The sequence below is a fragment of the Aeromonas sp. A35_P genome (assembly GCF_002259925.1).
Taxonomy (GTDB): Bacteria; Pseudomonadota; Gammaproteobacteria; order Enterobacterales; family Aeromonadaceae; genus Aeromonas; species Aeromonas dhakensis.
This window is the reverse complement of the sequence record NZ_NEVB01000212.1, coordinates 1-26,006: the sequence shown is the minus strand read 5'-3', so window position 1 is coordinate 26,006 and position 26,006 is coordinate 1. Positions and strand designations below refer to the sequence as shown.

24 protein-coding genes are annotated in these 26,006 nt (G+C 63.5%); 19 read left to right on the top strand and 5 right to left on the bottom strand.

All coding sequences use genetic code 11. The features are described from left to right. Window positions 1–130 precede the first annotated feature (130 nt). The 10 genes from hinT to CAK78_RS15950 all read left to right on the top strand — a co-directional run bounded on the left by hinT (window position 131) and on the right by CAK78_RS15950 (window position 10,212). Complete coding sequence (gene hinT, locus CAK78_RS15995; protein ID WP_025201525.1) at window positions 131–481, top strand: purine nucleoside phosphoramidase; 351 nt, start codon at window positions 131–133, stop codon at window positions 479–481. Continuing rightward, on the top strand, window positions 481–1,902 hold the full coding sequence (locus tag CAK78_RS15990; protein WP_176452823.1) for a COG3014 family protein: 1,422 nt from the start codon (window positions 481–483) through the stop codon (window positions 1,900–1,902). The genes hinT and CAK78_RS15990 overlap by 1 nt, the downstream gene beginning before the upstream one ends. Window positions 1,903–1,970: 68 nt before the next feature. Beyond that, window positions 1,971–2,369: a YcfL family protein gene (locus tag CAK78_RS15985; RefSeq protein ID WP_042050656.1), complete on the top strand. Its 399-nt coding sequence runs from the start codon at window positions 1,971–1,973 to the stop codon at window positions 2,367–2,369. Next, a complete protein-coding gene (gene lpoB, locus CAK78_RS15980; protein ID WP_005302153.1) occupies window positions 2,369–2,965 on the top strand; it encodes a penicillin-binding protein activator LpoB in 597 nt (198 codons plus the stop codon). The genes CAK78_RS15985 and lpoB overlap by 1 nt, the downstream gene beginning before the upstream one ends. After that, entirely contained in the window at window positions 2,955–3,809 is an 855-nt protein-coding gene (locus CAK78_RS15975) for a choline kinase family protein (protein ID WP_094697921.1), read from the top strand. Before lpoB ends, CAK78_RS15975 begins: the two co-directional genes overlap by 11 nt. Window positions 3,810–3,871: 62 nt before the next feature. Further along, a complete protein-coding gene (locus tag CAK78_RS15970; protein WP_017764232.1) occupies window positions 3,872–4,729 on the top strand; it encodes a DUF6279 family lipoprotein in 858 nt (285 codons plus the stop codon). Between the two features lie 67 nt (window positions 4,730–4,796). Beyond that, window positions 4,797–5,303 (top strand): hypothetical protein, encoded by a 507-nt coding sequence (locus CAK78_RS15965; RefSeq protein ID WP_094697920.1) that lies wholly within the window; start codon window positions 4,797–4,799, stop codon window positions 5,301–5,303. A 152-nt stretch (window positions 5,304–5,455) separates the two neighbouring features. Then, window positions 5,456–7,258 carry a protein translocase subunit SecD gene (gene secD / locus CAK78_RS15960; RefSeq protein ID WP_094697919.1) on the top strand — a complete coding sequence of 601 codons (1,803 nt, stop codon included), beginning with the start codon at window positions 5,456–5,458 and terminating at the stop codon, window positions 7,256–7,258. Between the two features lie 112 nt (window positions 7,259–7,370). Continuing rightward, window positions 7,371–8,285 carry a protein translocase subunit SecF gene (secF, locus tag CAK78_RS15955; RefSeq protein WP_005302136.1) on the top strand — a complete coding sequence of 305 codons (915 nt, stop codon included), beginning with the start codon at window positions 7,371–7,373 and terminating at the stop codon, window positions 8,283–8,285. 307 nt (window positions 8,286–8,592) lie between these two features. Continuing rightward, window positions 8,593–10,212 (top strand): methyl-accepting chemotaxis protein, encoded by a 1,620-nt coding sequence (locus tag CAK78_RS15950; protein WP_094697918.1) that lies wholly within the window; start codon window positions 8,593–8,595, stop codon window positions 10,210–10,212. 49 nt (window positions 10,213–10,261) lie between these two features. Here the strand turns inward: CAK78_RS15950 and CAK78_RS15945 are convergent, their stop codons facing one another. After that, window positions 10,262–10,864 (bottom strand): DUF924 family protein, encoded by a 603-nt coding sequence (locus CAK78_RS15945; RefSeq protein ID WP_094697917.1) that lies wholly within the window; start codon window positions 10,862–10,864, stop codon window positions 10,262–10,264. A gap of 204 nt (window positions 10,865–11,068) precedes the next feature. On the opposite strand from CAK78_RS15945, the gene CAK78_RS22880 reads away from it, so the two are divergent. The 4 genes from CAK78_RS22880 (at window position 11,069) to CAK78_RS15930 (ending at window position 15,992) form a co-directional block, all read left to right on the top strand. Next, on the top strand, window positions 11,069–11,209 hold the full coding sequence (locus CAK78_RS22880; protein ID WP_176452821.1) for a hypothetical protein: 141 nt from the start codon (window positions 11,069–11,071) through the stop codon (window positions 11,207–11,209). 1 nt (window position 11,210) lies between these two features. Beyond that, window positions 11,211–12,128, top strand: a complete 918-nt coding sequence (locus CAK78_RS15940; RefSeq protein ID WP_094697916.1) for a DUF808 domain-containing protein — start codon at window positions 11,211–11,213, stop codon at window positions 12,126–12,128. Window positions 12,129–12,311: 183 nt separating this feature from the next. Continuing rightward, the gene (locus CAK78_RS15935; protein ID WP_094697915.1) at window positions 12,312–14,090 is read left to right on the top strand and encodes a M3 family oligoendopeptidase; all 1,779 of its coding nucleotides are present in this window, start codon (window positions 12,312–12,314) and stop codon (window positions 14,088–14,090) included. Between the two features lie 93 nt (window positions 14,091–14,183). Continuing rightward, entirely contained in the window at window positions 14,184–15,992 is a 1,809-nt protein-coding gene (locus tag CAK78_RS15930; RefSeq protein WP_094697914.1) for a M3 family oligoendopeptidase, read from the top strand. 51 nt (window positions 15,993–16,043) lie between these two features. Here the strand turns inward: CAK78_RS15930 and CAK78_RS15925 are convergent, their stop codons facing one another. Next, window positions 16,044–17,459, bottom strand: a complete 1,416-nt coding sequence (locus CAK78_RS15925; protein ID WP_094697913.1) for a nucleobase:cation symporter-2 family protein — start codon at window positions 17,457–17,459, stop codon at window positions 16,044–16,046. 469 nt (window positions 17,460–17,928) lie between these two features. Here CAK78_RS15925 and ycfP point away from each other — a divergent pair, with 469 nt between their 5' ends. Continuing rightward, window positions 17,929–18,468, top strand: coding sequence for an alpha/beta hydrolase YcfP (ycfP, locus tag CAK78_RS15920; protein WP_005302119.1), 540 nt, complete (start codon window positions 17,929–17,931; stop codon window positions 18,466–18,468). 78 nt (window positions 18,469–18,546) lie between these two features. Further along, on the top strand, window positions 18,547–19,839 hold the full coding sequence (locus CAK78_RS15915; protein WP_094697912.1) for an NAD(P)/FAD-dependent oxidoreductase: 1,293 nt from the start codon (window positions 18,547–18,549) through the stop codon (window positions 19,837–19,839). A 91-nt stretch (window positions 19,840–19,930) separates the two neighbouring features. Here the strand turns inward: CAK78_RS15915 and CAK78_RS15910 are convergent, their stop codons facing one another. The 3 genes from CAK78_RS15910 to CAK78_RS15900 are packed head-to-tail and all read right to left on the bottom strand — an operon-like array spanning window position 19,931 to window position 22,999. Beyond that, window positions 19,931–20,731 (bottom strand): hypothetical protein, encoded by an 801-nt coding sequence (locus CAK78_RS15910; protein WP_094697911.1) that lies wholly within the window; start codon window positions 20,729–20,731, stop codon window positions 19,931–19,933. A 45-nt stretch (window positions 20,732–20,776) separates the two neighbouring features. Beyond that, complete coding sequence (locus tag CAK78_RS15905) at window positions 20,777–21,856, bottom strand: HBL/NHE enterotoxin family protein (RefSeq protein WP_010633675.1); 1,080 nt, start codon at window positions 21,854–21,856, stop codon at window positions 20,777–20,779. Window positions 21,857–21,880: 24 nt separating this feature from the next. Next, a complete protein-coding gene (locus CAK78_RS15900; protein WP_094697910.1) occupies window positions 21,881–22,999 on the bottom strand; it encodes an HBL/NHE enterotoxin family protein in 1,119 nt (372 codons plus the stop codon). A 435-nt stretch (window positions 23,000–23,434) separates the two neighbouring features. Here CAK78_RS15900 and CAK78_RS15895 point away from each other — a divergent pair, with 435 nt between their 5' ends. The 3 genes from CAK78_RS15895 to CAK78_RS15885 all read left to right on the top strand — a co-directional run bounded on the left by CAK78_RS15895 (window position 23,435) and on the right by CAK78_RS15885 (window position 25,870). Beyond that, on the top strand, window positions 23,435–23,752 hold the full coding sequence (locus CAK78_RS15895; protein ID WP_005302101.1) for a heavy metal-binding domain-containing protein: 318 nt from the start codon (window positions 23,435–23,437) through the stop codon (window positions 23,750–23,752). Window positions 23,753–23,919: 167 nt separating this feature from the next. After that, window positions 23,920–24,681: a substrate-binding periplasmic protein gene (locus tag CAK78_RS15890; RefSeq protein ID WP_094697909.1), complete on the top strand. Its 762-nt coding sequence runs from the start codon at window positions 23,920–23,922 to the stop codon at window positions 24,679–24,681. 175 nt (window positions 24,682–24,856) lie between these two features. Then, window positions 24,857–25,870 (top strand): S66 family peptidase, encoded by a 1,014-nt coding sequence (locus CAK78_RS15885; RefSeq protein ID WP_094697908.1) that lies wholly within the window; start codon window positions 24,857–24,859, stop codon window positions 25,868–25,870. Window positions 25,871–26,006: the final 136 nt, after the last annotated feature.

The window sequence follows — 26,006 nt, the reverse complement described above, 5'->3', positions numbered from 1 at the left end:
TAACTGAAGAGAATGGGACAACGGCTGTGTCAAATGTCGGCTTGTGTCACACTTGCCGGGCCCCGATGACGGGCGTTGGAACCGCTTGAGACAGGCATTGAATTTTCTTTTTCATATAAAGGAGTTATCCATGGCGCAAGAAACCATTTTCAGCAAAATCATCCGCAAAGAGATCCCCGCCGACATCCTTTATCAAGACGACCTGGTGACCGCCTTTCGCGACATCCAACCCAAGGCCAAGACCCATATCCTGATCATCCCCAACGTGCTGATCCCCACCGTCAACGACGTGGAGCCGGATCATGAGCTGGCGCTGGGCCGGATGTTCACCGTGGCCCGCAAGCTGGCGGCGGATGCCGGGATCGCCGAGGATGGCTATCGCCTCATCATGAACTGCAACCGCCACGGCGGGCAGGAGGTCTACCACATCCACCTGCATCTGGTCGGCGGCCAGCCGCTGGGACCCCTGCTCAGCCTGTGATGCCGCGCCTGCCACTGGCCGGTCTGCTGCTGGCCGGTTCCCTGCTGGGGGGCTGCGCCTCCCACTGGCAAGACATGTTCGTTTCCTATTCCGATCAGATGGTGCCGCTGCGCAACCAGCTGTTGCTGGGCCATGCCGCCGAGGCGCTGCCCGAGGTGCGTGACTCCACGCCGGGGGACGATACCTATGTGCTGGACCGGCTCGAGCAGGGGCGCATCGCCTGGCTGGCGAGTCAGGACGCCGCCAGCAAGCAGGCCTTTGCCGCCGCCGACAGCCGGCTGGCGTGGGAAGACAATCAGGCCCAGTACCGGGTCAGTCAGGGGCTGGCCCAGGCGGGCAGCCTGCTCACCAACGACCAGACCATGGCCTACCGGGCACCCGATTACGAGCGCACCATGCTGCACCACTATCTGGCTCTCAACTATCTGCAGCGCGGGGATGCCGAGGGCGCCCTGGTGGAGGTGCGCCGTGCCAACCTGGTGCAGGAGCAGGCCCTCAAACGGCGGGCCGACGAGGTGCGCAAGGCAAAGCAAAAGAACGAAGAGGGAGAGGCCGAAGGGGAGATGCGCCAGCTGATGTCGCGCGGCGCCCCCGAGCTCGACCGGCTGATCGGGCGGGTCAAGAACGGTTTCCAGAACGCCTATACCTTCTATTTCTCCGGCGTGCTCTATGAGGCGGCCGGCGATCTCAACGATGCCTGGGTCGACTATCAGCGTGGCTACCAGATAGCGCCGGACAACCGCAGCCTGCAGGATGCCTTGCTGCGCCTGGCTGTGCTGCGGGGCGCCGCGGACGAGATCCGCGAAACCGAGAAAAAGGTGGGCCGCAAGGCGCCGCCCCTGGCCAAGAGTCAGGGCCAGCTGGTGGTGCTGTTTGAAGATGGGCTGATCCCGGCACGGCGCGAGCTGTTCCTGCCGCTGCCCATCGCCACCTCCGGCGGCGATTTTCGCACCTTTACCGTCGCCATCCCCTATTACGATAATCGGGCCAGCGACACCGGGCCGCTCACGGTATCGGTGGGCAAGCGGGTCGAGCAGACCAGCGAGCTGGTCAGGCTGGAGGCGCTGGCGGCCAAAGATCTGCAGGAGCGGCTGCCCGGCATGCTGACCCGCCAGGCCTTGCGGCTGGTGGCCAAGGAGCAGGTGCGGCGCACCGCGGCCAAGGAGGGGGGCGATGTGGGCAACATTCTGGTCGGCATCTTCAATACCCTCTCGGAGCGGGCCGACACCCGCAGCTGGCTGACGCTGCCGGCGCAGGCAGCGAGCTGGCAGGGGATGCTGCCTGCGGGCGACGTGAACCTTACCCTGGGTGCGGGGGCAGCGCAGCGGCAATTGCCGCTCACCATCCATCAGGGACGCACCACCCTGGTGTGGGTGCAGCGCCTCGGCGCCGGGCTGACGACGCGGGTGATGCCGCTGTGACGGCGAACGATGGCAATACACATGAGTGACCGGTCGGGCCCCTCGGGGTCGCCGGCAAGGAGAGCAAGATGAAAGCACACGGGTTGGCTCTGGGCCTGGTTCTGCTGCTGGCAGGCTGCACCACCAATACCTCCGGCGTGGCGCTCTATGGAGCACCGGGCTCCGCACCAGTGGCGGAGCAGCATCAAAACGTCAATGTCACCCTGACCGAGCTCAGCCGGCGCGAACAAAACGGCCTGCTGCAGGTCAATGTGGCGGCGGCCAGCACCCAGCGCGGCGACAACAAGCTGCAATACCTGTTCTATTGGTATGATGAGGCGGGGCAGGAGGTCGCCAGCGATGGCCGCGGCTGGACGCCGCTCAAGCTGCACGGCTATCAGACCCGCACCCTCTCTGCCCTGGCGCCGAGCCCGGCCGCCCGGGGCTACCGGATTTACGTACGCGAAGTGATTGAGGAATCCTACTGATGAAAATGAATCATGCCCTGCTGATATTGACCGGCGCCCTGCTGCTGGGCGGCTGCTCCAGCACCACCGTCAGCTATGGCGATCCGACCGAAACCGAGACGGTGACCGTCGATTACGGTTCAAGCGATCTGCAGGCCATCGCCGACAAGATGGCGGATTCCATGCTGGCATCGCCGGCCACCAGCGAGATCACCGCCGGCGGCCGCCCGGTGATGTTCATGGACTCCATCCGCAACAAGACCTCCGAGCACATCGACACCGAGGCCATCACCGACACCATCCGCACCAAGCTGCTGCGCGCCGGCAAGTTCCGCTTCGTCGACATGAGCAAGGTGGCGGCGGTCAAGCAGCAGCTCGAATATCAGCAGAGCAGCGGCATGGTGGATCCCGCCTCCATGGTGCGCCTGGGCAAGCAGACCGGCGCCCGCTACATGGTCTATGGCAACCTCGCCAGCATCGTCAAGGACAACGGCAAGGTGAAGGATGTCTACTACCAGATGACCATGAACCTGATGGATCTGCAAAACGGCGAGCTGCTGTGGGCCGATCAGAAGGAGATCCGCAAGCAGGCCAAGAAGTCCACCTTTGGCTGGTAAGTCGAGCGAGGACTCTCTGGCGGCCGCCGAGCGCGCCCTGCTGGCCTGCCTGCCGCCACCCTGGCGCTCGGGCCGGCTGGAGCCATTGGCCAGCGGCCTGACCAACTGCAACTATCGACTGCGCCTCCCCTCGGGGCGCAGTCACTTTTTGCGCCAGGGCCACCCCGATCCGGTACGCCTTGGCATCGATCGGGCCACCGAATGGCAGCTCTATCAGGGGGCCGTGGGGCAGGGGCTGGCCATGCCCTGCCATCACAGCGATCCCGCCACTGGCCTGATGCTGCTGGACTGGTGCGACGAGCCGAACTGGCTGGCGGCGCCGCCCCCGGCTGCGTTGCAGCCAGTGCTGCTGGCCGGGGTGCTGACGCGGCTGCACCGGTTGCCGGTGCCGAGCGTGGTGATGGCGGTGCGGGCCCACAGCGCCGGCTATCGTGCCAGGCTGGCCCGGGTGCCGGCCTGGCTGCCTGCGCTGGAGCGGGGGCTGCTGGCCAGCCGCGAGCCTGCCGATTGCTGGCTCCCTTGCCATCATGATCTCAATCCGGCTAATTTGTTGGGGAGCCGGCCCTGGGTCATCGACTGGGAGTATGGCGCCGCCGGGCATCCCGGCTTCGAGGTGGCCAGCATCCAGCGTACCCACAACTGGCAGGATGCCCAGCGCGAGGCGCTGGAGCAGGCCTACTGCGAGCGGGCAGGGGGGCCAGTCGGCCCGCGCGGCTTTCAGAGCCGGGCCTTTTTGCCCTGGGTCGACTACATAGGGCTGCTGTGGGCGCTGCTGATGGCCGAGCAGCAGCCAGGGCCTGACTACCAGGCGCTGATCGATCTCAACCGGCAGCGGCTGGAGTAGAGGGTCAGGCATTATGAATCATCCGTATCGACAACCCTGTTTCATCAACATTGGAGCCCTGCATGGTGACCACCTTTTCCTGGCGCAAGCCCAGTAGCTGGAGTCTGCTGCTGCTCTGTCTGCTGCTGGCCGGCTGCTCCACCCGGGTCGTCTATTACTGGCTCGACGTGGCCATCGTCTGGCAGCTGGACGACTACTTCTCGCTGGATCGCAGCCAGAAGCGCTTGCTGGACAACGAAGTGAAGGGGTTGATGGCCTGGCACCGCCAGTATGAGGTACCGCGCTACGCCAAGGATCTCGATGCGTTGGCCAAGGCGGTGGCGAGCCCCATGACCCCGGCCCAGGTCTCCCGCCATCTGGATGCGGCCCAGCAGAGCCTGACCCGCACCCTGGAGGACACGGTGCCGCGGGCGGTGCGGCTGGCGCGCACCCTGACCGAGGCGCAGGTGGCCATGTTCATGAAGGACAGGCTCACCCGTCAAGCCGAGCGGGAAAAGGAGTTTGCCGACAAGCCCAGGGAGGAGATGCTCAAGGAGTTTCGCGACAAGATGAACGAGCGACTGGTGTTCTGGATTGGCGAGGTGAAACCGGCCCAGGCTCCGCTGGTGGCCCAGTGGGCCCAGTGGCAGTACGAACTGCAGGCCCCCTGGCTTGAGTTCCAGACCGCCTGGACCAAGGAGCTGGATCGGCTGATGAAACAGCGCCAGAGCCAGGACTTCGGCGCCCAGCTCACCGCCCTGCTGCAACAGGGAGACGGCCTGATGGATGGCCGCTTTACCGGCTATACCGATCAGTCGCGCCAGCGCACCGTCAACTGGCTGAGCGATCTCAGCCAGTCGCTGGACATCTCCCAGCGGGCCCATCTCTACAGCCTGCTCAAGGGTTATGCCCGCGATTTCAGGCAGATGTCTGAAGGGTAATGGTTGCGGCCAGCCTGTGGGGAAGGGGGTTGGCGATCCCCTTCATCCTTGTTCCAACGGGCCCCCTGTGGTAGTTTGCCCTTTCTGTTATGCGGGAATTAACTTTTTGAACCTGATCGACAAAGTGAAACTGGTGCTGATGAGCCTGCTCATCTCCCTCGCTCTGTTGTTCTCCACCCTCTCGGTGGAGGGGGTTTCCCTGCCCGTATCCCAGCATCACGCCCAACATGGTCAGTTAATGGATGACGCCGCGGCGCCGTCCGATGGCGGCCAGGTGAGCCACAGTGCCAGCGACAGCGACGACGGCATCGTCAAGTTCGTCAGCTCGTACCAGAATCACCTGCTGCGGCTCGAGCACTCCCTGCGCAGCGATAACCAGCCTGGCAGCGTGGTGTACGAGCTTGTCACCAGCTGGTCCCAGCATGCGATCCTGCTGCTGCTGTGCGGCCTGCTGTTCTATGCCGCCCTCTTCTATCGCAAACACAGTTTCCGCGATCGGTTTGCCACCATCCATCGGCACCGGTTGCAGCGCCAGCACCTGCAATACCGTTTCTGTCAGAGTTACCTCGCCTGATCCCGATGGGGTCCGGTCCTTTCGCACCACCTCATCGCCGCCTGATGCCTGCTCACCGCGCGTGAGCGGGCCACTGTCTTATTCCTGTTTTTTTGCGTGCCGCCACCCGGGCGTGGCGAGTGCGCCGCCTTCTCCTGACAGAGGCTGATTTCATGAGAAAAAAGAGTCGTATCACCTTGAACCGCATGAACAGATGGCAGTACGCCCTGCTGCTGCTCATGCTGCTCACCTTTACCTTTTACTCCCTGCCCACCTTCTTCGGCGAGCAGCCCTCCCTCGGTCTGCACGGCCAGACCAGCTTGACCGAGGCGCAGCGTACCCTGCTGGCCGACAACCGCATCGAGCCGCAGAAGCAGGTGCAGCAGGGCGAGCGGGTCGAGCTGGTGTTTGCCAGCCAGGCCGAGCAGCAGCGCGCCAAGCAACTGCTGGAGCAGCAGGGCTATGACAGCTCGGCGCTGACCCTGGAGTTCTACTCCAACGCCCCGGGCTGGATCAGTCAGCTCGGCGCCGCCCCCATCAAGCTCGGACTGGACTTGCGCGGCGGCTCCCAGCTGCTGATCGGGGTCGATCTCAGCTTCGTTATCGACAACCAGACCAAGAACCTGGTGGACATGCTGCGCACCCAGTTTCGCGAGGCGCGCCTGCGCGGTGCCAACGTGGCCAGGGTGAGCGAAGGGGAGGTGAGGGTGACCCTACCTGAGGTGGCCGATCAGGCGCCCTGGCTCACCATCATCAAGGATTCCGCCGGCACCCGGCAGGATCAGTGGACCCTCAAGCGCAGCGGCAACGAGCTGCGACTGGTGATGAGCGAGGCCGAGCGCACCTTGCTGGCCAACAACGCGGTGACCCAGAACCTGTCGATCCTGAAAAAGCGGATCAACGAGCTTGGCATCGTCGAGGCTTCGGTGCAGCGCCAGGGGCAGGACGGCATCCGCATCGAGCTGCCCGGGGTGCACAATCCCAAGCAGGCGAAAGAGGTGATCGGGGCTACCGCGTCGCTGGCCTTCTACGAGGCCCAGGCCGACAGCCGCTTCTTCATGGCGGATCGCAACGGCCAGGCGATTGGGTTGGCTCGCAAGCCGGTGCTGACCGGTGAGCACATCGTCGATGCCCGCGCCAACATGGGCGAGATGGGGCAACCCCAGGTCAACATCGTGCTCGACAGCCTGGGCGGCAGCAAGATGAACCAGTTCAGCCGCCAGCACGTGGGCAAGCCGATGGCCACCGTCTTCACCGAGTACAAGACCAACGCCCAGGGCAAGCTGCGGGCCCAGAGCGAGGTGATCAACGTCGCCACCATCCAGACCGCCCTTGGCAACCAGTTCCGCATCACCGGGATTGGCAGCGTACCGGAAGCCCAGGAGCTGGCCATGCTGCTGCGGGCCGGCGCCCTCACCGCGCCCCTCAAGATCCTAGAAGAGCGCAGCATAGGCCCGACCCTGGGTCTGCAGAACATAGAGGCGGGCTTTACCGCGCTGGCGTTCGGCATGGCGGGCATGATGCTGTTCATGATGGCCTGGTATCGCAAGTTCGGCTGGGTCGCCATCACCGCGCTCATCGCCAACCTCTTGATGCAGGTAGGCATGCTGGCAGTGCTGCCGGGCGCGGTGCTGACCCTGCCGGGGATCGCCGGTCTGGTGCTCACCGTCGGCATGGCGGTGGATACCCATGTGCTGATCTTTGAGCGGATCAAGGACCGGCTGCGGGAAGGAGGCTCGCTGGCCAACGCCATCGACTTTGGCTACCGCTCGGCGTTTCGCACCATCTTCGATGCCAATATCACCACGCTCATCTGCGCCGTGGTGCTCTATGCCATCGGCTCCGGGCCGCTGCAGGGCTTCTCCATCACCCTGATCCTGGGCCTCATCTCCAGCATGGTGACCGGCATCTGGGGCACGCGCGCCATCATCAACCCCCTGTGGGGCAAGAGCAGCGCCAAGCTGCTGAGGGTGTGACCATGACTGATCACCACCTGTGTCATCGCGCCGCGCGTTCGAGCCTGCTCCGCGCCCGCGTCACGGGCTTCCCTGCGGGAAGCCAGAGCCATCTGCTGTCGAGGGAAGAAGAATGCTGAGAATGATCATTGCCATGGGGCTGACCCGCTGGCGTTACATCGGCCTGTGGGCCTCCGTGCTGCTGACCGTGGCGAGCATCGCGGTGCTCGCCATCAACGGCCTCTCCCTCGGCCTCGACTTCACCGGCGGCATCCTGCTGGAGTTTCGTATCCAGACCCTGAAGGAGGCCCATGAGCTCAACGCCCTGTTGACGGCTCCCCTGGCGGGCGTGGTCGAGCTGCACGGCGCCGGCGTGCCCGGCGAGTGGCTGATCAAGCTGCCGCCCCACGAGCTGCCCTGGCCGGCCGAAGAGCTGGCGGTGATGCTGGGTCAGCAGCTCAACCTGCCGGTGGAGCTGCTGCGCACCACCATCGTCGGCCCCCAAGTGGGCGCCGAGTTGTTCCAGCAGGGGATGTTGGCGGTGCTGGTGGCTTCCTTGGCCATCTCCGCCTACCTGGCGGTGCGTTTCGAGTGGCGCCAAGCCATCGGCATCCTGGTGTCGGTGCTGCACGACGGCCTGGTGGCGCTGGGGCTGCTGGCGCTGTTCAACATAGAGTTCGACCTCAACGTCATCGCCGGCCTGATGGCGGTGATCGGCTACTCCCTCAACGACAGCATCGTCATCTCCGACCGCTTGCGTGACCTGCTCAGCTCGCGCACCCAGATGGGGATCCACGACTGCTCCGACGTGGCCATCAAGGCCACCTTCAGCCGTACCATGATCACCTCGGGCACCACCCTGTTCACGGTGGGGGCCCTGCTGCTGTTCGGCGGCGACGCTCTCTACGGTTTCTCCTTCACCCTGTTCGCCGGCATCCTGGTGGGCACCATCTCCTCCATCACGGTGGCCTCCACCGTGCAGGAGCTGCTGGGGCTCACGCCGCAGGCTTACCAGAAAAAAGAAGAGGAGCTGGCGGAGGCGGCGTGACCTTCATCGACGGCCGCCACACTGCGGGTCGGCCGGGTCATCCCGAGCGAAGATAAATAGCGAGAAGGAGGACAACATGTCTTCCTTCTTTTTTATTGGCTGGCCGGCACAGTCGTAGCCGGGTCTTTTTCGCATTCAGATTCAGCCAGCGAGGTTATTTTCGGGCCTGGTTCTGACCATCGGCAGCGGGTGAAACGCGAGGGCTGGCAGCAGTGACAGATGTGCAAGGATGCGCACATTTTACGGGCCATCCGGAGGTTGCCCATCGTCTACACTGCAATGGAGTTTATTAACGGAGTATGCCTTTATGAACATTGCTCGCCGGCTTCAACTCATTGCCCTGCTGGTTATGCTGGCCCTGACCTTTCTCAGCTGGTTCAGCATCAACCGACTCTCTGCTGCCGACACTGATCTCGGCTATGTCACCGACAATACGGTGCCCAGCATCTCCCTCATCAAACAGGTACAAGCCGATTTTTACGCATTGCATGCCTTGATCCAGACCCATGTGCTCAATACCGACAACAGCAAGATGAATCAGATTGAAACGGGCATCGCAGACCTTCGTACTGAAATCCGCTCTCTGTTGCAAAAATACCAAGCCGATATGCTCTCCAATGAAGAGGATCGGCAACTGACGACGGATGATCAGCGCATCATTGAGCAATATTATCAGGAGATAGAAAAGGTCCTGATATTGTCTCGCGATAATAAAAACACCGAGGCCAGAGACTTTATCGCCAGCAATGTCATGCCACTGTTCGAGCAGTTTTCCAAGGCCATAGATAAACATGTGAAATTCAACATGGATTTGGGGGCTGCAGTCAAACTGCAGGGTGAAAAGAACTACGACAATAGCCTCCAGACCATGCTGTTTATTTCTGGCGGTACCGGAATATTGACCCTGGTGCTGTTTATCTGGTTGTTCAGACAGGTCGCCAATCCGCTGCGGCTGGCGATGGCGACGCTCTCCGATATTCAGCACAATTTGAACTTTACCTTGCGGGCCAAGGTGGCCCAGCAAGATGAGATTGGCCTGACCCTTTCGGCCGTCAACCGTCTGCTGGACACCTTGCAGCAAACCTTTACCGAGTTTTCAGTGGGCAGCCTGCAGATAAAGAGCACTGCCGAGTCGCTCTCCCAGGCGGCCCATCACCTTGCCTCGTCGGCGAGTCAGGCCAACGACGCCACCAGTCTCATTGCCGCCGGGGTGGAGGAGATGACGGTGAGCATCACGGATATTTCCCAGCGAACCCAGGAGGCCAGCCGCATCACCAATGAATCCGGCAAGCTCGCCAGCGATGGGGGGACCACGATAGACAGAACGGTGAAAGCCATCAACGAGATCGCAGAGGCCATTCGTCAGGCTTCCAGCGAAGTATCGGCATTGGGTGATGGCATTTCCCGGATCGGTGGCGTGGTGAACGTGATCAGCGATGTGGCGGGGCAGACCAACTTGCTGGCGTTGAATGCGGCCATTGAAGCCGCGCGAGCCGGTGAACAGGGTCGAGGTTTTGCCGTGGTGGCTGACGAGGTGCGTAAACTGGCGGAGCGGACGGCCCAATCGACCAGGGAGATCTCGGAGACGGTGGAGGCGATTCAACAGGGCTCCCAGCTCACGGTGACCAAGATGGTACAGGTGGAGGAGAAAGTGGCGCAGGGGGTGGCCATGGCCACTGAAAGCGGGGAGATCATTACCCAGATCCGTCACGCTTCCCATCGCGTCATGGATCAGGTCGGGGAGATCACCGTTGCGATTCGCGAACAGAGCTCGGCGGCGGAGTCCATTGCCCATCAGGTGGAGCAGATTGCCCAGGTGGTCCAGCAGACCAGCAGCACGGCGGAAGAGACATCGGCTGCGGCGGAAGAGTTGAATGTGACCACCGAGAATATTCACCAGCAGATCGCTCGTTATCGCATCCGGTGATCACCGCGAGTGTCAGCTCCCCGCCACATGGCGGGGATTTTTTTATGGGTCAGAAACCTGAACCCGGTTGCAGCAGGAAGGCGGCCTCTTCCTCTGTGCTCGCGCGGCCCAGAATGGTGTTGCGATGGGGGAAGCGGCCAAAACGCTCGATGATCACCTGATGGCGGCGGGCAAAGTCGGCAAAGCCGGCGAAGGTCTCCCGCGCCGGGCCGTCAGCCTGTTCGGCTGCCAGTCCCTCGAACAGGGTCACGCTTCTGGCCTGCTGCTCGCGGGATTCGGCGTGTTCCAGCGGCAGGTAGAAAAAGATCCGTCCCAGCGGTGGCAGCGCCAGATCCGCTCCCAGCGAGAGCCCCTTGAGGCAGAGATCCCGCGCCTTGGCATCCTGGGCAAAGGCGGCCGGGGTGCCGCGATGGATGTTGCGCGGCAGCTGGTCCAGCAGCAGGATCAGGGCCAGCCGGCCCTCGGCCGCCTCGGCCCAGTGGGCAAGCTCACCGGCGGCGGCTGCTGTGGCCTGGTCACCGAAGCGGCTGGCGAGCAGGGCGTCGGTGTCGCTGTTTTTTCCCCACCAGAGGGGCGCTTGGCGTTTGGCGCGGGTGACGTCGTTACTCTGTTCGCCAAACCAGAATGTGAGCAGCGGTTGCCAGGGTTGCATGGAACACTCCTTGGGCCTGCGGGCACCGGATGAATCAAGGCCAAATGACCCTGATGTGGTTGCTGCCGAACGGGCGGCTTCTGGTTACACTGTGCCATCTTTTCCCGCAATAGGGATCCCCCTTCGGCCGGCATCGCTCTCGACATCGGCAGTTGCCGCCGGTGAACCGTGGGACCCTGACTACCCTGATGAGGATTTTCTGAGATGGCCGGAACCAGTTTGTTGGCCCTGATTGACGATATTGCCAGCGTACTCGACGACGTGGCGCTGATGACCAACGTCGTGGCCAACAAGGGCGTGGTGTGCTGCGGGAAGCTCTCTTCTACTGACATAAGGATTTTCTGATATGGCCGGAACCAGTTTGTTGGCCCTGATTGACGATATTGCCAGCGTACTCGACGACGTGGCGTTGATGACCAAGGTGGCGGCGAAGAAGACCGCCGGGGTGCTGGGGGACGATCTGGCTCTCAACGCCGAGCAGGTAAGCGGGGTGCGGGCGGAGCGGGAGCTGCCGGTGGTGTGGGCGGTGGCCAAGGGGTCGTTTCGCAACAAGCTGATTCTGGTGCCGGCCGCCATCGCCATCAGTGCCCTGGTGCCATGGCTCATCACCCCGCTCCTGATGCTGGGGGGCGCCTACCTCTGTTTCGAGGGGGCCGAGAAACTGGCCCACAAGTTTCTGCCCCATGAGGCGAGCGAGGGGGAGGCACATACCGCACCTATTCCCGATGATTTGGTGGCGTTTGAACAGCAGAAGGTGAAGGGGGCCATTCGCACTGATTTCATCCTCTCGGCCGAGATCATCGTCATCGCCCTCGGCACAGTGCAGGGGGCCAGCCTGGCACTGCAACTGTCGGTGGTGGCGGGCATTGCCGTATTGATGACGGCGGGGGTCTACGGTCTGGTGGGGCTCATCGTCAAGCTGGACGACATTGGCCTGCACCTGCTGCAAAAGCCCGATGGTGGCGCCCTGCGCCGGGCGGTGGGGCAGGGGCTGCTGGTGACGGCGCCGCGACTGATGCACCTGCTGGCGCTGGTCGGCACCATCGCCATGTTCATGGTGGGGGGCGGCATCCTGGTGCACGGCTGGCCTTTCGTGCACCACCTGATTGAAGGGACTGCCGCTGCCGTGGCCACCCTGCCTGCGGTCGGCGCCGCCCTCGCACTGGTGACGCCTACCCTGCTCAACGCCGTGGCCGGCGTGGTGGCCGGGCTGGTGCTGGTGCTGGCCATGACCCTGGTGAGCAAGCTCAAGCCCGCCAAATAGTGCCAGTGACCTGACTGTCGGCGGGGCATTTCCCGCGATAGCGGGTCATCCCGTCAGATACTGTCTCGTCTGTTGCCTCGGATGGGGGCTAGGCAAGGGCCGGCCTCCTTTCGTACTATCCGGTTGACACCCGCTCACAGAGGCGGGGTCAACCCACATGGATGCAAACAGACAAGGAACGTCATGAAACCACCCGTTTGGCAGGATGATCACATCTATGCCGCCCCCGACTGCCCGGCGATCGACGCCGACTTCCAGCGTGCCCGCGAGGCCATGAAGCGCCTGCAACCCCTGCTGGATGAACTCCCCAAGACCAGTGACATCAATGCCTTGCGCCATCTGCTGCGGGCCATCCGGGCCTGCTGGCGCGAGGTGCGCCTGCTGGAGTGGAACTGGCAGACCTACGGTTACAACCGGCTCAGCCGGGACGGGCGCGACGAGGCGGCCCGGCTGCTGCTCTCCCGCGGCCAGCAGTTGCAGGCAAGCCTGGCCCAGCTCTGCAAACCGGTGGCCCTGTTCTGGGTGCGAGCCCCCGAGGAGCAGGTGCGCGCCCTGCTGCAGGATCCCGAGCTGTTCGAGCTCGCCTACGCCATTCGCCACGACCGGCGCCAGCGGGATCAGTGGCTGTCGCTCGAGAGCGAGCAGTTGATCGCGGGGCTGAGCGTGGATGGCCTGCAGGGGTGGGGGGATCTCTACGGTAGCCTGGTCGGCAGGCTCAGGCCGGTGGTGGAGGGGCAGCCCATGGGGCTGGCTCAGGCGGACAACCTGCTGGCCCACCCGCAGCGGGCTAGGCGCGCCGCGGCCTGGCACGCCATCCAGGCCGCCTGGGGGGCGGAGCAGGAGACGGTGGCCGCCATCCTCAACGCCATCAACGGCTGGCGCAACGAGCTGGCTCGCCAGCGCGGCAAGGAACGCAAGTGGGATGCGCTCGATCTCTCCTGCCATCAGGGGCACCTGGAGCGGGCCACCCTGGAGACCCTGATGACGGCGGCCGGCGAGCACAAGGAGCTGGGGCGGCGCGCCCTGCGCGCCATGGCCTGCGCCCAGCAGATCAACGACTTCGCCCCCTGGGATCTCTATGCCCCGGCGCCTGTCGGGGCGAGCGGCCTCATCAGCTTCGAGCAGGCGCTGACCTTGGTGGCCGATGCCTTCGCCGGGTTTGATCCCGAGATGGGGGCGTTTGCTCGCATGATGGCGGCCAATGGCTGGATTGATGCCGCCCCGAGTGAACAGAGGCGCAGCGGCGCTTACAGTACCGAGTATGCCGAGCCGCCCGAGCCACGGGTGTTTCTCACCTTCGAGGGGACCCTGGACAACGTCATCACGCTCGCTCATGAGTTGGGGCACGCCTGGCACAGCTGGCTGATGCGGGAGTTGCCGTTGGAGCAGCGTGACTACCCCAAGACGCTGGCGGAGACTGCCTCCCTGTTTGCCGAGGCGCTGGTGCGCGATGCCCTGCTGGCGGCCACCGACAACATGGAGCAGCGCCGGGCTATCGCCTGGCTGGACGGGGAGCGGGCAGCCAGCCTGCTGCTCGACGTGCCGGCCCGCTTTACCTTCGAGCGGGCCCTGGTGGCGGCGCGGGAGGAGGGTTATGTGGGAGCCGGCCAGCTGCGGCAGATGATGAAATCGGCGCAGCAGCAGTGGTATGGTGACACCCTGAGTCAATATGACGAGCTGTTCTGGGCCAGCAAGGGCCATTTCTCCATCGCCGAGCTCGGGTTCTACAACTACCCCTATCTGTTTGGCTACCTGTTCAGCCTGGGGCTCTATGCCCAGCAGGCGCGGGCGGGGCGCGAGTTCGTCCACGCCTATCGGGAGCTGTTGCGCGACACCGGTCGCATGAGCGCAGAAGAGCTGGTGGAGAAGCATTTGGGGGTCGACATCCGTGAGCCCGCCTTCTGGCAGGAGAGCCTCGATTATGTGGAAGAGGCGGTCGTCCGCCTCGAGCGGCTGGTGTAGGCAGCACGGCGGTTTTTATCCTGGTGGCGGGCCCTGTGGCTCGCCACGCGCATTCAACGGGGCTCGGCCCCGCAACCTGATGACGAGCATTTGATGCAGCAACGAATCTACCCACAACAGTGGCAAAACCAGCATATCTATCCCGCCCTCGACTGTCCGCAGGTGGCCGCCGATCTCGCCTTGGCGCGCGCCAGTCTGGACGAGCTCGGCCAGTTTATCGAGAGGCTTGGCGCCGCCCGGGCCAATGCGCAGGCGCTGCAGGATTTCCTGCGCGAGGTGCGGCTGCGGGCCCAGCGCATTCGCAACATTGGCTGGAACCTGGCCGTGCTGGCGGCCTGCCGTGGCAGCCAGGATGCCCGCGACGAGCTGGCCAAGCAGCTGGCCTCCCGTGCCCGCGCCCTCAATGCCGATCTGTTCAAGACCCTGGCCCCGGTCGAGGATCTGATGCTGGCCCTGCCGGAACCCGAATTCGAGCAGCTGATGGCTGACTCCCTGCTGGGGGAGGAGGCGTACCGGCTGCGCCACGAGCGCCTTTTGCAGGATCAGCGCCTGCCGGTGGAGGCGGAGCAGCTGGTGATCGGCCTTGGCACCGACGGTCTGCACGCCTGGGGCAACCTCTACAACGATCTGGTGGGCAAGATCCGGCTGGTGATCGATGGCCGCGAGATGGGGCTGGCCGAGGCGAGCAACCTGCTCTCCAGCCCGCTGCGGGCCCTGCGCCGGGAAGCGTTCGATGCCATCAGCGCCGGCTGGGAGGGGGAGCAGGAGACGGTGGCAGCCATCCTCAACGCCCTCAACGGCTGGCGGCTTGAGCTTTCGCGCCAGCGCGCCCGCAGCCGCCAGCTCGATGCGCTCGATCTCTCCTGCCATCAGAGCCATATCGAGCGGGCGACCCTGGATACCCTGATGCAGGAGACCTGGCGTGCACGCGGGCTGGGTCAGCGGGCGCTGGGGCTGATGGCCGAGCGCCTCGGCATCAAGGAGCTGGGGCCGGAGGATTTGTTTGCCCCGCCGCCGGCCGCGGTGAGCCGCGAGATCCCGTTCGAGGAGGCCATCGAGATCATCGCCGAGGCGTTCTCTCGTTTTGATCCCGAGATGGGCGAGTTTGCCCGCATGATGGCCGAAAAGGGGTGGATCGATGCGGCGCCCACCCCCAACCGGCGCACCGGGGCCTACTGCACCAAGTTTGCCGAGCCGGTGGAGCCGCGGGTCTTCATCACCTATGCCGGCACCATGGACAACGTCATTACCCTGGCCCACGAGCTGGGTCACGCCTGGCACAACTGGCTCATTCGCGATCTGCCCATGAGCCAGCGCAGCTACCCCATGACGCTGGCGGAGACCGCCTCCATCTTCGCCGAGACCCTGGTGCGCAGCGCTCTGTTCGAGCAGGCGCAGACCCCCGAAGAGCAGCAGGCCATCGCCTGGGCGGAAGCCGACGGCGCCGCCACCTTCCTGGTCAATATCCCGGCCCGCTTCGATTTCGAGCGCGCCCTGGTGGCGGAGCGGGCGGCGGGCTATGTCTCGCCGGCACGGCTCAAGGCGCTGACCGACGAGGCCTGGGGCCGCTGGTATGAGCAGAGCCTGTGCCGTTATCACCCCCTGTTCTGGGCGGCCAAGGCGCACTTCTCCATCGCGGGCTTAGGTTTTTACAACTATCCCTACCTGTTCGGCTATCTGTTCAGTCTCGGCGTCTATCAGCGATTGATGAGCCGTCAGACTGCGGGGGAAACTAATGTGGCCCAGGCCTACCGCGACCTGCTGCGCGATACCGGCCGCATGAGCGCCGAAGATCTGGTGGTCAAGCACCTGGGGCAGGACATTCGCGAGCCCGCCTTCTGGCAGGACAGCCTGGCGCTGGTGGAAGCGGCGGTAGAGCGTTTCGCCCAGACCCGCGGCTAACGCAGGCTTGCTGAATGAAACCGCCGGACAGCCATGCTGCCCGGCGGTTTTTTATGGGGCGGGTTTGCCTGGCTGCGGCTGAGCGGGCGGGCGCACCGGCCCTACCAGCAGGGGCCTCGGCTGGTGGCGCAGGTCCGGCTGATAGCCGTTGAAAAAGAGGTTGAGCAGCACCGAGCTGAGGGTGGCCAAGAGGATGCCGCTGTGAAACAGCGGTTGCAGGGCGGCGGGAAAGTGCTGGAAGAAGGTGCCGGAGACGGAGGGGATCATGCCTATCCCTAAGCTGATGGCGACGATGTAGAGGTTGTGGCGATTGCTGTTGTAGTCGGCCCTGGCCAGGATGCGGATACCGGTGGCCAGCACCATGCCGAACATCACTATGCCGGCGCCACCCAGCACGAAGGGAGGGATGGAGGCGACCAGCACCGACATCTTGGGCACCAGCCCGAAGGCGAGCAGGATCCCCCCCGACATGACGCAGACCCAGCGGCTCGACACCCCGGTTACGCTCACCAGCCCGATGTTCTGGGAAAACGAGGTGTGGGGGAAGCTGTTGAAGATGCCGCCTATGATGGTGCCGATACCGTCCACCCGCAGGCCGCGTACTATGTCGCCCCGGCTGGCCGGGTGGCCGACGATGTCGCCGAGCGCCAGAAACATCCCCATCGACTCGATGAAGGTGATCAGCATGATGACGGTGAGGGTGGCGATGGAGATGGGATCGAAGGTGGGCCAGCCGAAGGCGAACGGCACTATGGGGGCGAACCAGGCCGCCTCGCCGAGCCCGTCCAGGCTCACTTCCCCCATGGCGATGGCCACCCCGAAGCCGAACAGGATGCCGAGCAGCACAGAGATGTTGCTGAAAAAGCCCTTGGTGAAGCGGGTCACCAGCAGGATGAAGGCCAGCACCAGAAAGCTGGTGCCGATGTAGCGCAGGCTGCCGTACTCGGGGTTGCCCTTGCCCCCCGCCATCCAGTCGATGCCCACCTGCATGATGCTGATGCCGATGGAGGTGATGACCACCCCGGTCACCACGGTGGGGAAGAGTGGCATCAAGCGGCCGATGAGCGGCACCAGCAGGGTGGAAAGGATCCCCGCGGCGATGGTGGCGCCGAAGATGCCGGTGAGCCCCAGCGCCGGGTTGGCGCCAATCGCCAACATTGGCATGACGGCGGCGAAGGTGACCGACATGATGACCGGCAGGCGGATCCCGGCAAAACGGCCGATGCCGAGGCACTGCAGCAGGGTGACGATGCCGCAGCAGAAGAGATCCGAACTGATGAGATACGATATTTGATCCTTGGGCAGCCCCAGGCTGCCGCCGATGACCAGCGGCACCGCCACGGCGCCGGCATACATCACCAGCACATGCTGCAGGCCGAGGGTAAAGAGCTGGCCGGGGGGGAGCAGGCGCTCCACTTCGTCGATGGTGCGGCCCTTGGCCGCCTCGGGGGGCTGGGTCTGGTGCATGAACAGATCACTCCTTGCGACCCGGCGGCAAGGGCCGGGCAAGATGGGGCAGGCTGGCTGTCCCGTTCATGGATGGGGACCGGGTCGCCCAGGATCCGGCCACGCAGACGAAGGTCGCCTTTGCGCTGCATCACAGGGGGAGTGCAGGAACCGTGCTCGGTCGGCATGAATGGGGGTCTGTTGGCCCTGTCTGTGGGTATTTTTGCAGGCGGGATCACGCTTGCACACGCCGATGGCTGCCAATCGTTTTCCTGTCGGCAGGGGAGGGCTGTCAGATTGGTAGCCCGGTTATCATTTCGGTCGGTCTGGCTCTCAGATTGATAGCCGGCGCAGTGCCGGTCTCGCCGCTCTGGTTTCATCCGCAACAGAGGGCGTGATCCAAAGCAAGAAAGTTGGATGTTTTGGTGGCGCAGGGCCCTGCCGCTGGGGTAGTTTCGATAAAACCGACACAGATCCTGAGGTCTTATCCATGATCATCTATCTGCATGGCTTCGATGCCACCAGCCCCGGCAATCACGAGAAAGTGCTGCAGTTGCAGTTTATCGATGATGATGTACGTTTCGTGCACTACAGCACGGTTCACCCCCGTCATGACATGAGCCACCTGCTCAAGGAAGTGAAGAAGCAGCTCGACATGAGTACCGATCCCAAGCCCCTCATCTGCGGGGTGGGACTGGGTGGCTACTGGAGCGAGCGCATCGGCTTTCTGTGCGGCATCAAGCAGGTGATCTTCAACCCCAACCTGCACCCCGAGATCAACATGCAGGGCAAGATCGACCGGCCGGAAGAGTACGAAGATATAGGCACCAAATGTGTGTCTGAGTTTCGTAGTAAAAATTCAGGAAATTGCCTCTGCATCCTTTCCGTTCAGGATGAAGTGCGCGATAATGGCGAAACTGAGCGTGAATTGAAGAATTATTACAACATCGTGTGGGATGAACGAGAGACGCACAAGTTCAAGAACATCTCTCATCACCTGCAGCAGATGAAGGCTTTCAAAGAGGCCTGATTGATCGTCACGTCATGGATTCAACTATCAAGGGAGCCGATGGCTCCCTTCGCTTTAATGGAACCGAGGTAATTAACCATGACCAATATTGTTGTCGTCGGCGGTGGTGCCGGCGGTCTGGAGCTGGCTACCAGCCTGGGCCGCAAGCTGGGCAAGAAGAACAAGGCCAAGATCACCCTGGTTGATCGCAACCGCACCCACCTGTGGAAACCCCTGTTGCACGAAGTGGCCACCGGCTCCATGGACGCGGGTATCGACGCCCTGAGCTACCAGTCCCACGCCAAGAACCACGGCTTCGACTTTCAGCTCGGTACCCTCACCGACATCAAGCGCGACGAGAAACGCATCGTGCTGGCGAAGATCGTCGACGAGAACGGCGACATCGTGGTCAACGAGCGCGAGCTGCCCTACGACTACCTGGTGATGGCCATCGGTTCAGTCTCCAACGACTTCAACACCAAGGGCATCAAGGATCACTGCATCTTCCTGGACAGCCCCACCCAGGCGCACCGCTTCCACAACAGCATGATGAACCGCTTCCTGCAGTTCGCCACCGAGTACCAGCCGGGCGACAAGGTGAAGATTGCCATCGTCGGCGGCGGCGCCACCGGCGTCGAGCTCTCTGCCGAGCTCTACAACGCGGTCGAGCAGCTCTACGCCTATGGCTTCAAGAACCTGACCACCGACAGCCTGAAGGTGACCCTGGTGGAAGCGGGCCCCCGCATCCTGCCGGCCCTGCCTGAGCGCATCAGCGGCGCTGCCCATCAGGAGCTGGTCAAGCTCGGCGTGGACGTGCGCACTGCCACCATGATCACCGAAGCGACCGCCGATGGTCTGCACACCAAGGATGGCGAGCTGATTGAAGCGGATCTGATGGTGTGGGCAGCTGGTATCAAGGCGCCGGACTTCATGAAGGATATCGCCGGTCTTGAGACCAACCGCATCAACCAGCTGGTGGTGAAAGAGACCCTGCAGACCACCCGCGACGAGAACATCTTCGTCATCGGTGACTGCGCCGCCTGCCCGCAGCCGGATGGCAAGTTCGTGCCGCCGCGCGCCCAGTCCGCCCACCAGATGGCAACCCAGGCGTTCAAGAACATCCTGGCAAAGATGAACGGTGGCGAGCTCAAGCCCTACCTCTACCACGATCACGGTTCACTGGTGTCTTTGAGCCGCTTCTCCACCGTGGGCAGCCTGATGGGAAACCTGATGCGCGGCTCCATGATGGTGGAGGGCTATATCGCCCGTCTGGTGTACATCTCGCTCTACCGGATGCACCAGATTGCCCTGCACGGCTACATCAAGACCGGCCTCATCATGCTGGTGGGCCGCATCAACCGGGTGCTGCGCCCGACCCTGAAGCTGCACTAAGCCGCTTTGGGCAAACGTGGCGGGGCGACAATGGTCCCGCGCACCATGAAAAAGGAGAGGCCTTGGCCTCTCCTTTTTTGTTGCGGTCGAATCAGGAGGCGTCCACCTGCAGGGTGCGAACCTCGGTGAGGGCGGCGGTGAAGAAGAGCCGCGCCAGCTCCGGATCCCCTTGCCCGGCATCGCGGGCGACGTTGGCAATGTCGCCGCCGAGCAGGGTGATGGTGTTGCCCACCTTGCTCACCCGATCGATAAGAGAGCCAAATTGCTGGGAAAACGCCGTCGTCTGGCCGAGGAAGCCTTGCTGGCGCTGGATCTGCCCCTCAATCTGGTTCACCTGTCCCTCCAGGCTGCTCACCTTGTTCTGGGTCTGCGTCAGGGTGACGGCCAGGGCGATGAGGCCTGGCAGCCCCAGCAGTCCCAGCCCCAGCAGGTAGAGTTTCTTCTTGTTGAGGGAGTCCAGCTCCTGGCGGGCGCCGGCCAGGTTGGACTGCAGCCCGGCGATGGTGGCCTGCAGCTCCACGCCGATCCGCTGCAACGCTATGTTGTCCTGCGTGATGCGATCGTTGGCCGCCTGGCTGGCAGTCAGGGTCTGGGCGGTCAGGGTCTGGATGGGGGTTATCTCCTGCTGGACCTGATCGACAAATGCCTTGAGGGCGTCGGGGTTGAAGGGGCCGCTATTGGCCAGCTGCTGGGTCAGTTGCGTCTCCAGGCGGCCAGCAAACGTCAGCACCTGCTGCTGCATGGTTTGCACCTGGGGCAGCAGGGCCGCGACCACCTCACCGACGTTCTGCTGGATGTTGACGGCGTTTTGCGGCAGCCCGCTGAAGGACTGAATGGTCGCTTCGGCCTGCTGCATGTTGGCAATGGATTGGGAAAGAATGCCGTTGCTCATGGGGTCTCCTTATGAAAGAGGGCGGCCAGGCCGCCCTCCCGGGGGTTAGGCGGCCAGGCGCGCCACGAAGTTGGCGATGGTGTCGGTCTGCGGCACTTGCAGCGGGCTCACGCCGGCCATCTGGGCCTTGATGGTGGTCACGTCGGTGAGCACCGTCTTGACCGTGGTGTCGGCGGCAGTCAGCCAGAGCTGGCGGATGTCGTCGCCGCTGGTGATCCCCTTGTCCAGGTCGGTGATCAGGCTGCCCAGATCGGAGGTGAGGGAGTCCCAGGCGTTGCTCATCTGGGTGGCCGCGGTGACGGCGTTTTGCGCCTGCACCTGCAGCCCCTTGTAGCCGTTGCCGATCTGGGTGGCGATCAGTACCTCGCTGTTGAGGTTGCTGCGTTTCTGGTACAGATCCTGGCGGGTACCGAGGGAGTTGTGCAGCACGATGGCGCCAGCCGTGATGCCGCCAGCCCCGGCCACCATCATGGCGACCCCGCCAATGACCACCGGGGTCGAGGTGCCGGCGGTGACGAAGTCAGCCACGGCGCCGATGGCGGTGACGAAGGCGCCGCCAATCACCAGCAGCCCACCGGCGACGATGCCGGCGATGGCGCCGTCGATGGCCGCGTTCACCTTGTCGATGTCACCGTTGAGCTGGGCGAGCACCCCGTTGTCCCCCTGCACCTTGCTGTTGAGGTTCACCACGATTCCCTGGAAGTTGCTGGAGTCGGTGATGAGGTTGTTGTTGAGATTGACGATCACCAGCCGGGTGTCGGCGGAGAGCCGTTGATACTCGGTGGCCTGCTCCTTGATGACGCTCAGTTGCCGGAGCCATTGCGCCTTGGTGGAGCCGGGCGGCAGCACGGCCGGAATGGCGTTTTGCAGGGCAAAGTAGTTGGAGATGTTGCTGATGTTGGTGATGATCTGCGGCTGGACGGTATTGAGATAGAGGTCGGCGTGCCCCTTCGCCAGATCGAGCCCCTGGTTGATCTGGGTCTGGTTGTCCTTGAGGTTCGGGAACTGGCTGAAGTCCACCGGCACCTGCTGCTTGACGCTGTTGCAGTAGGTCTGGATCTGCAGTGCCTGGGAAGCCTGGTTGGCCATACCCTGGTCCATGGTGATGGTTGTTGCGTTGGTCATTTGGCGTGTCCTTGCGTGGTGGGATTAAGCGTCGGGCAGGATGCCGTTGCCGGCGTAGGCTGCCTTGATGTCGTCAACCTGGCCTGCGAGCAGCAGCCAGGACTGGGTGTTGAGTGCCAGGGTGCGCCGCAGCTGGCGCACGTCGTCGGGGCTGTTGAGGTCGGAGACCACGGGCACCGCCCCTTGGTAGGCATCGGCCACCTTCTGCCAGCCAGCCGGCAGCTGGGTGACGGCATCGGCAACCCGGCTGTAGGTGTCGACAAACAGCTGGTTTTGCGCCTGCACCGACTTGGCCACGGTCAGCAGGGTGTTGGTGGCGGCCAGCGCCTGGTAGGCCTCGGCCAGTTTGTCGGTGTTGGTCTTGAGCTCGCGGGCTGCCAGGCTGGAGCCGGCAATGCCCGATGAGATCGCCTTGAGACCGGAGACCATGTACTGGGTCTGCTGGTCTGTCTGTTTGGCTATCTCCTGCGACGTGGCGGGTTTGGCCTCCTTGTCGGCCGGTTTTTGTTCCAGCGTCAGCGAGGTGACGATGGCCCGCCCCAGCTGGTTGACCCCTTCACCGGCCTTGCCACCCTCATCGACGATGGCCTGGATATTGGCGGCAATCGCCTGGTTGAGGGCATCAATGAGCTCGGTCTGGCGCTTGGCGTCGGCCATCAGATCCTGCTCGAGCTGGGTGATGACGCCATTAAACTGCTCCATCAGGGGGCGCAGGGAGCCCCAGGCCACCTGCACGCGCGTAGTGAGCGCCTGGGCATTGAGTCGGTAGCTCAGGGCCTGATCGGCGAGAGACGTCAGCTGCTCGGCCAGCCGGGCGCGACCCGCGAGCACGGCGGCGTCTTCTTCCTGGCCAAGCAGGCGATTGAACGCGGCGACCAGGGCGTAGAAGTTGGAGCCGTTGCTCAGCAGGTGGATGAGGCCGGACAGGTTGGTCTGCTGGTAGTAGCGTGCCTGACTCATCATCTGGGCCTGGTAGGCCTCGATTTTGACCGCGAGGGTGGAGTCGATCTCGCTGTTGGCCAATGACTGCTGCATCAACAACAAGTTCGCATAGGTCTGGTTGAGCAGGGCGGGCGAGGTCGCCGACAGGTAGGCTGCCAGCAGACCCTGATCCCCCAGATCCAGGGTGGCGATCGTGGTCATGACATGGTCTCCATGGCGGTGTCGGCGAGCTGGCTGGCGGGGGAACATACCCCCGGTGCGAGGGTGGGGTGAGGTAGTCGGGTATCCTGCTGCATCATGCTGCTCTCCTCGTGAGAAGTGGGTCTGTCTCCGGTTCATGGCCGGGACAGACTCACCCTAGGGAAAGGCAAAATGGGCCGCAACTGACACTTTTGTCACTTGATGTTTGAGCCGGTTCGGCTAATGAAAGGGGCTGTCGGAGCAGGCCATATCGGTGGTTCTATGTCGCTTTCCGTCGCTGAATATGGACAGGTGCCACGTCGTCGATGCGCACGGGATCCGTGCTGGCAGGCCCGCGCCGCCATGCACCGTCAGGAGCAAGCCGGGTCTCCCTGCTTGCCTGGCCACCCTCGCTGTTTTAGGCTGTCCCCCAGTTCAATCCACAAGGAAACCCAGATGATCCTCTCAACTACCCCCACCCTGGAAGGCAAGACCATTCGCGAGTACCGCGGCATCGTGGTGGGTGAAGCCATTCTCGGCGCCAACGTGTTCAAGGATCTGTTTGCCGGGATCCGCGACATCATCGGCGGCCGCGCCGGCGCCTATGAGAAAGAGCTGGCCCGGGCCCGGGAAATCGCCTTCGACGAGCTCAGGGAGCGCGCCGCGGCGCTGGGTGCCAATGCGGTGGTCGGCATCGACATCGACTACGAGGTGGTGGGGCAAAGCGGCAGCATGCTGATGGTCAGCATCAGCGGGACCGCCGTGTTGGTCTGACGCCTTGATGCCATGAAAAACCGGCAACCTGCTGCCGGTTTTTTATTGCGCTCTTCCCAGCGGATGGGGAATGCCAGTGCCCTGACATGCACCTGTCCGCCTGCCTGTATTGTGTGGTTCGTATCCGCCATACTCATGCCAAGAGGGATCGGGTCGAGGATGCAATCATGCTCCATGTTCTGCGCTGGTTATTGTTGTGGTGCTGGCTGGGGAGTGCCATGGGGGCCACCATTCAGGCGGTGACGGAGGAGCTCCCCCCATACAACTACCGGGACAAGGACGGCCAGGTGACGGGGCTGTCGGTGGATCTGCTCAAGCGAATGCTGGAGGTCAGCGGCATCGGGTTAGACCGCAAGGGTATACAGCTCCTGCCCTGGGCGCGGGCCTATCAGATGGCGCAGTATGACCCCAATACCGTCATCTTCAGCATGATAAGGTTGCCGGAGCGAGAGGCGCTCTTTCATTGGGTCGGCCCTATCGGGCCTCGCGTCACCTGGGTGTATCGCCTGGCAGCCCGCGACGATGTAGTGGGCCATCAGCTGGCTGACCTTGCCCCCTGGCGGATCGCGGTGGTACGCGACTCGGCGCTGGCCATCGAGCTGGCGGAGAAAGGGCTCAATCTGGTACTGGTACACGACGAGGACGACAAGTTTCGCATGCTGCTGCACGGCAGGGCCGACGTTGCGCCAGCCATGCAGATGGGGGCTGCCTACCACATAGAGACCTTGGGCCATCACTACTCGGAGTTTGTCCCCATGTTTGAGTTTCAGGAGACCAAGTCGTTCTATTTTGCCTTCAGCCGCAACACGGATGCCGCCATTATCGAAGGCCTGCAGGCGGCGCTGGAGCAGATGCACCGCGATGGCTCCTTTGACGAGATAAGCCAGGCATGGGGGCGTCGCTTCTGGGTTCAGCCGGCGGGCAAGTGAGCCGCGCTATCTCCCATGCGAGTCTCGACTTCGTGCTCACCAGCCGGGTGGCGTCGGTTACTACCTGATCTGCCATCTTTTCTTGGTGCCTTGATGGCCATCTAATGGCTATTATGAGTCCTTTCTTGTGGATGCCATGCCCTGGATGGCCAGATCTGGAACAGGACCCTTTGCGATGACGATACTCAAGCCGCCGGGGCTCAAGCCCGGCGATACCATCGGCTTTTTCTCCCCCTCCAGTGCGGCCACCGCCTGGGCGCCAAACCGCTTTGCCCGTGCCGGGGCGTTTCTGGAAGGGCAGGGCTTCAGACTCAAGGCGGGCAGCCTCACCGGCCAGCGCGATCACTGGCGCTCCGGCTCCATCGCCGCCCGGGCTGCCGAACTCAATGCCCTCATTCGCGATCCAGAGGTGCGCTGCATCATGTCGGTGATTGGCGGCAACAACTCCAACTCCCTGCTGCCCTACCTCGATTTCGATGCACTCAAGCGCGATCCCAAGATAGTCATCGGCTACTCCGACGTGACGGCCCTGCTGCTCGGCATTCATGCCCGAACCGGCCTCGTCACCTTCTACGGGCCGGCGCTGGTGGCCTCTTTTGGCGAGCTCTCGCCGCTGGTGGACGAGACCCTGGCGGGTTTTCGCCAGATCTGCCAAGCCGGTGGCGCCGCCGTGCCTCACACAGTGCCGACCCCGGCGCAATGGACCGAGGAGCGGCTTGACTGGGAGCAGCAGAGCCGGGCCAAGCTGTGCCAACCAAACCGGCTGCTCTCGGTGGGCACTGGCCGGGTGCGGGGCCGGCTCATTGGCGGCAACCTCAACACCCTGGCGGGGATCTGGGGCTCCCCCTATATGCCGGCCATCGAGCGAGGGGACATTCTGCTGCTGGAAGACAGCCTTCATCTGGCAGAGACGGTGGAGCGCTCGTTTGCCCACCTCAAGCTGTGCGGGGTGTTTGATCGCATCGGTGCCCTGGTGCTCGGCAAACACGAGCTGTTCGACAGCCAGGGCAGCGGCCGGCGGCCGCTCGACATCCTGCTGGAGGTGGTGGGGGAGCCGACCTTCCCCATTCTGGCGGAGTATGACTGCGCCCACACCCACCCCATGCTGACCCTGCCCCTTGGCATCGAGGCCGAACTGGATCTCGATGCCCAGCGCCTCACCCTGTGCGAGTCCTGGCTCGGCGAGTGAGTTCGCACCGCCTGCCATAGTCGTATCGGCAAATAGACAAAGAGGTCGCCTGGGCGACCTCTTTGTCATCTATCCCGTCGCTACGGGGCTCAAGGCAGGGCATCGGGCCGGAAGCTGGCGCGGATCTGCGGCACTA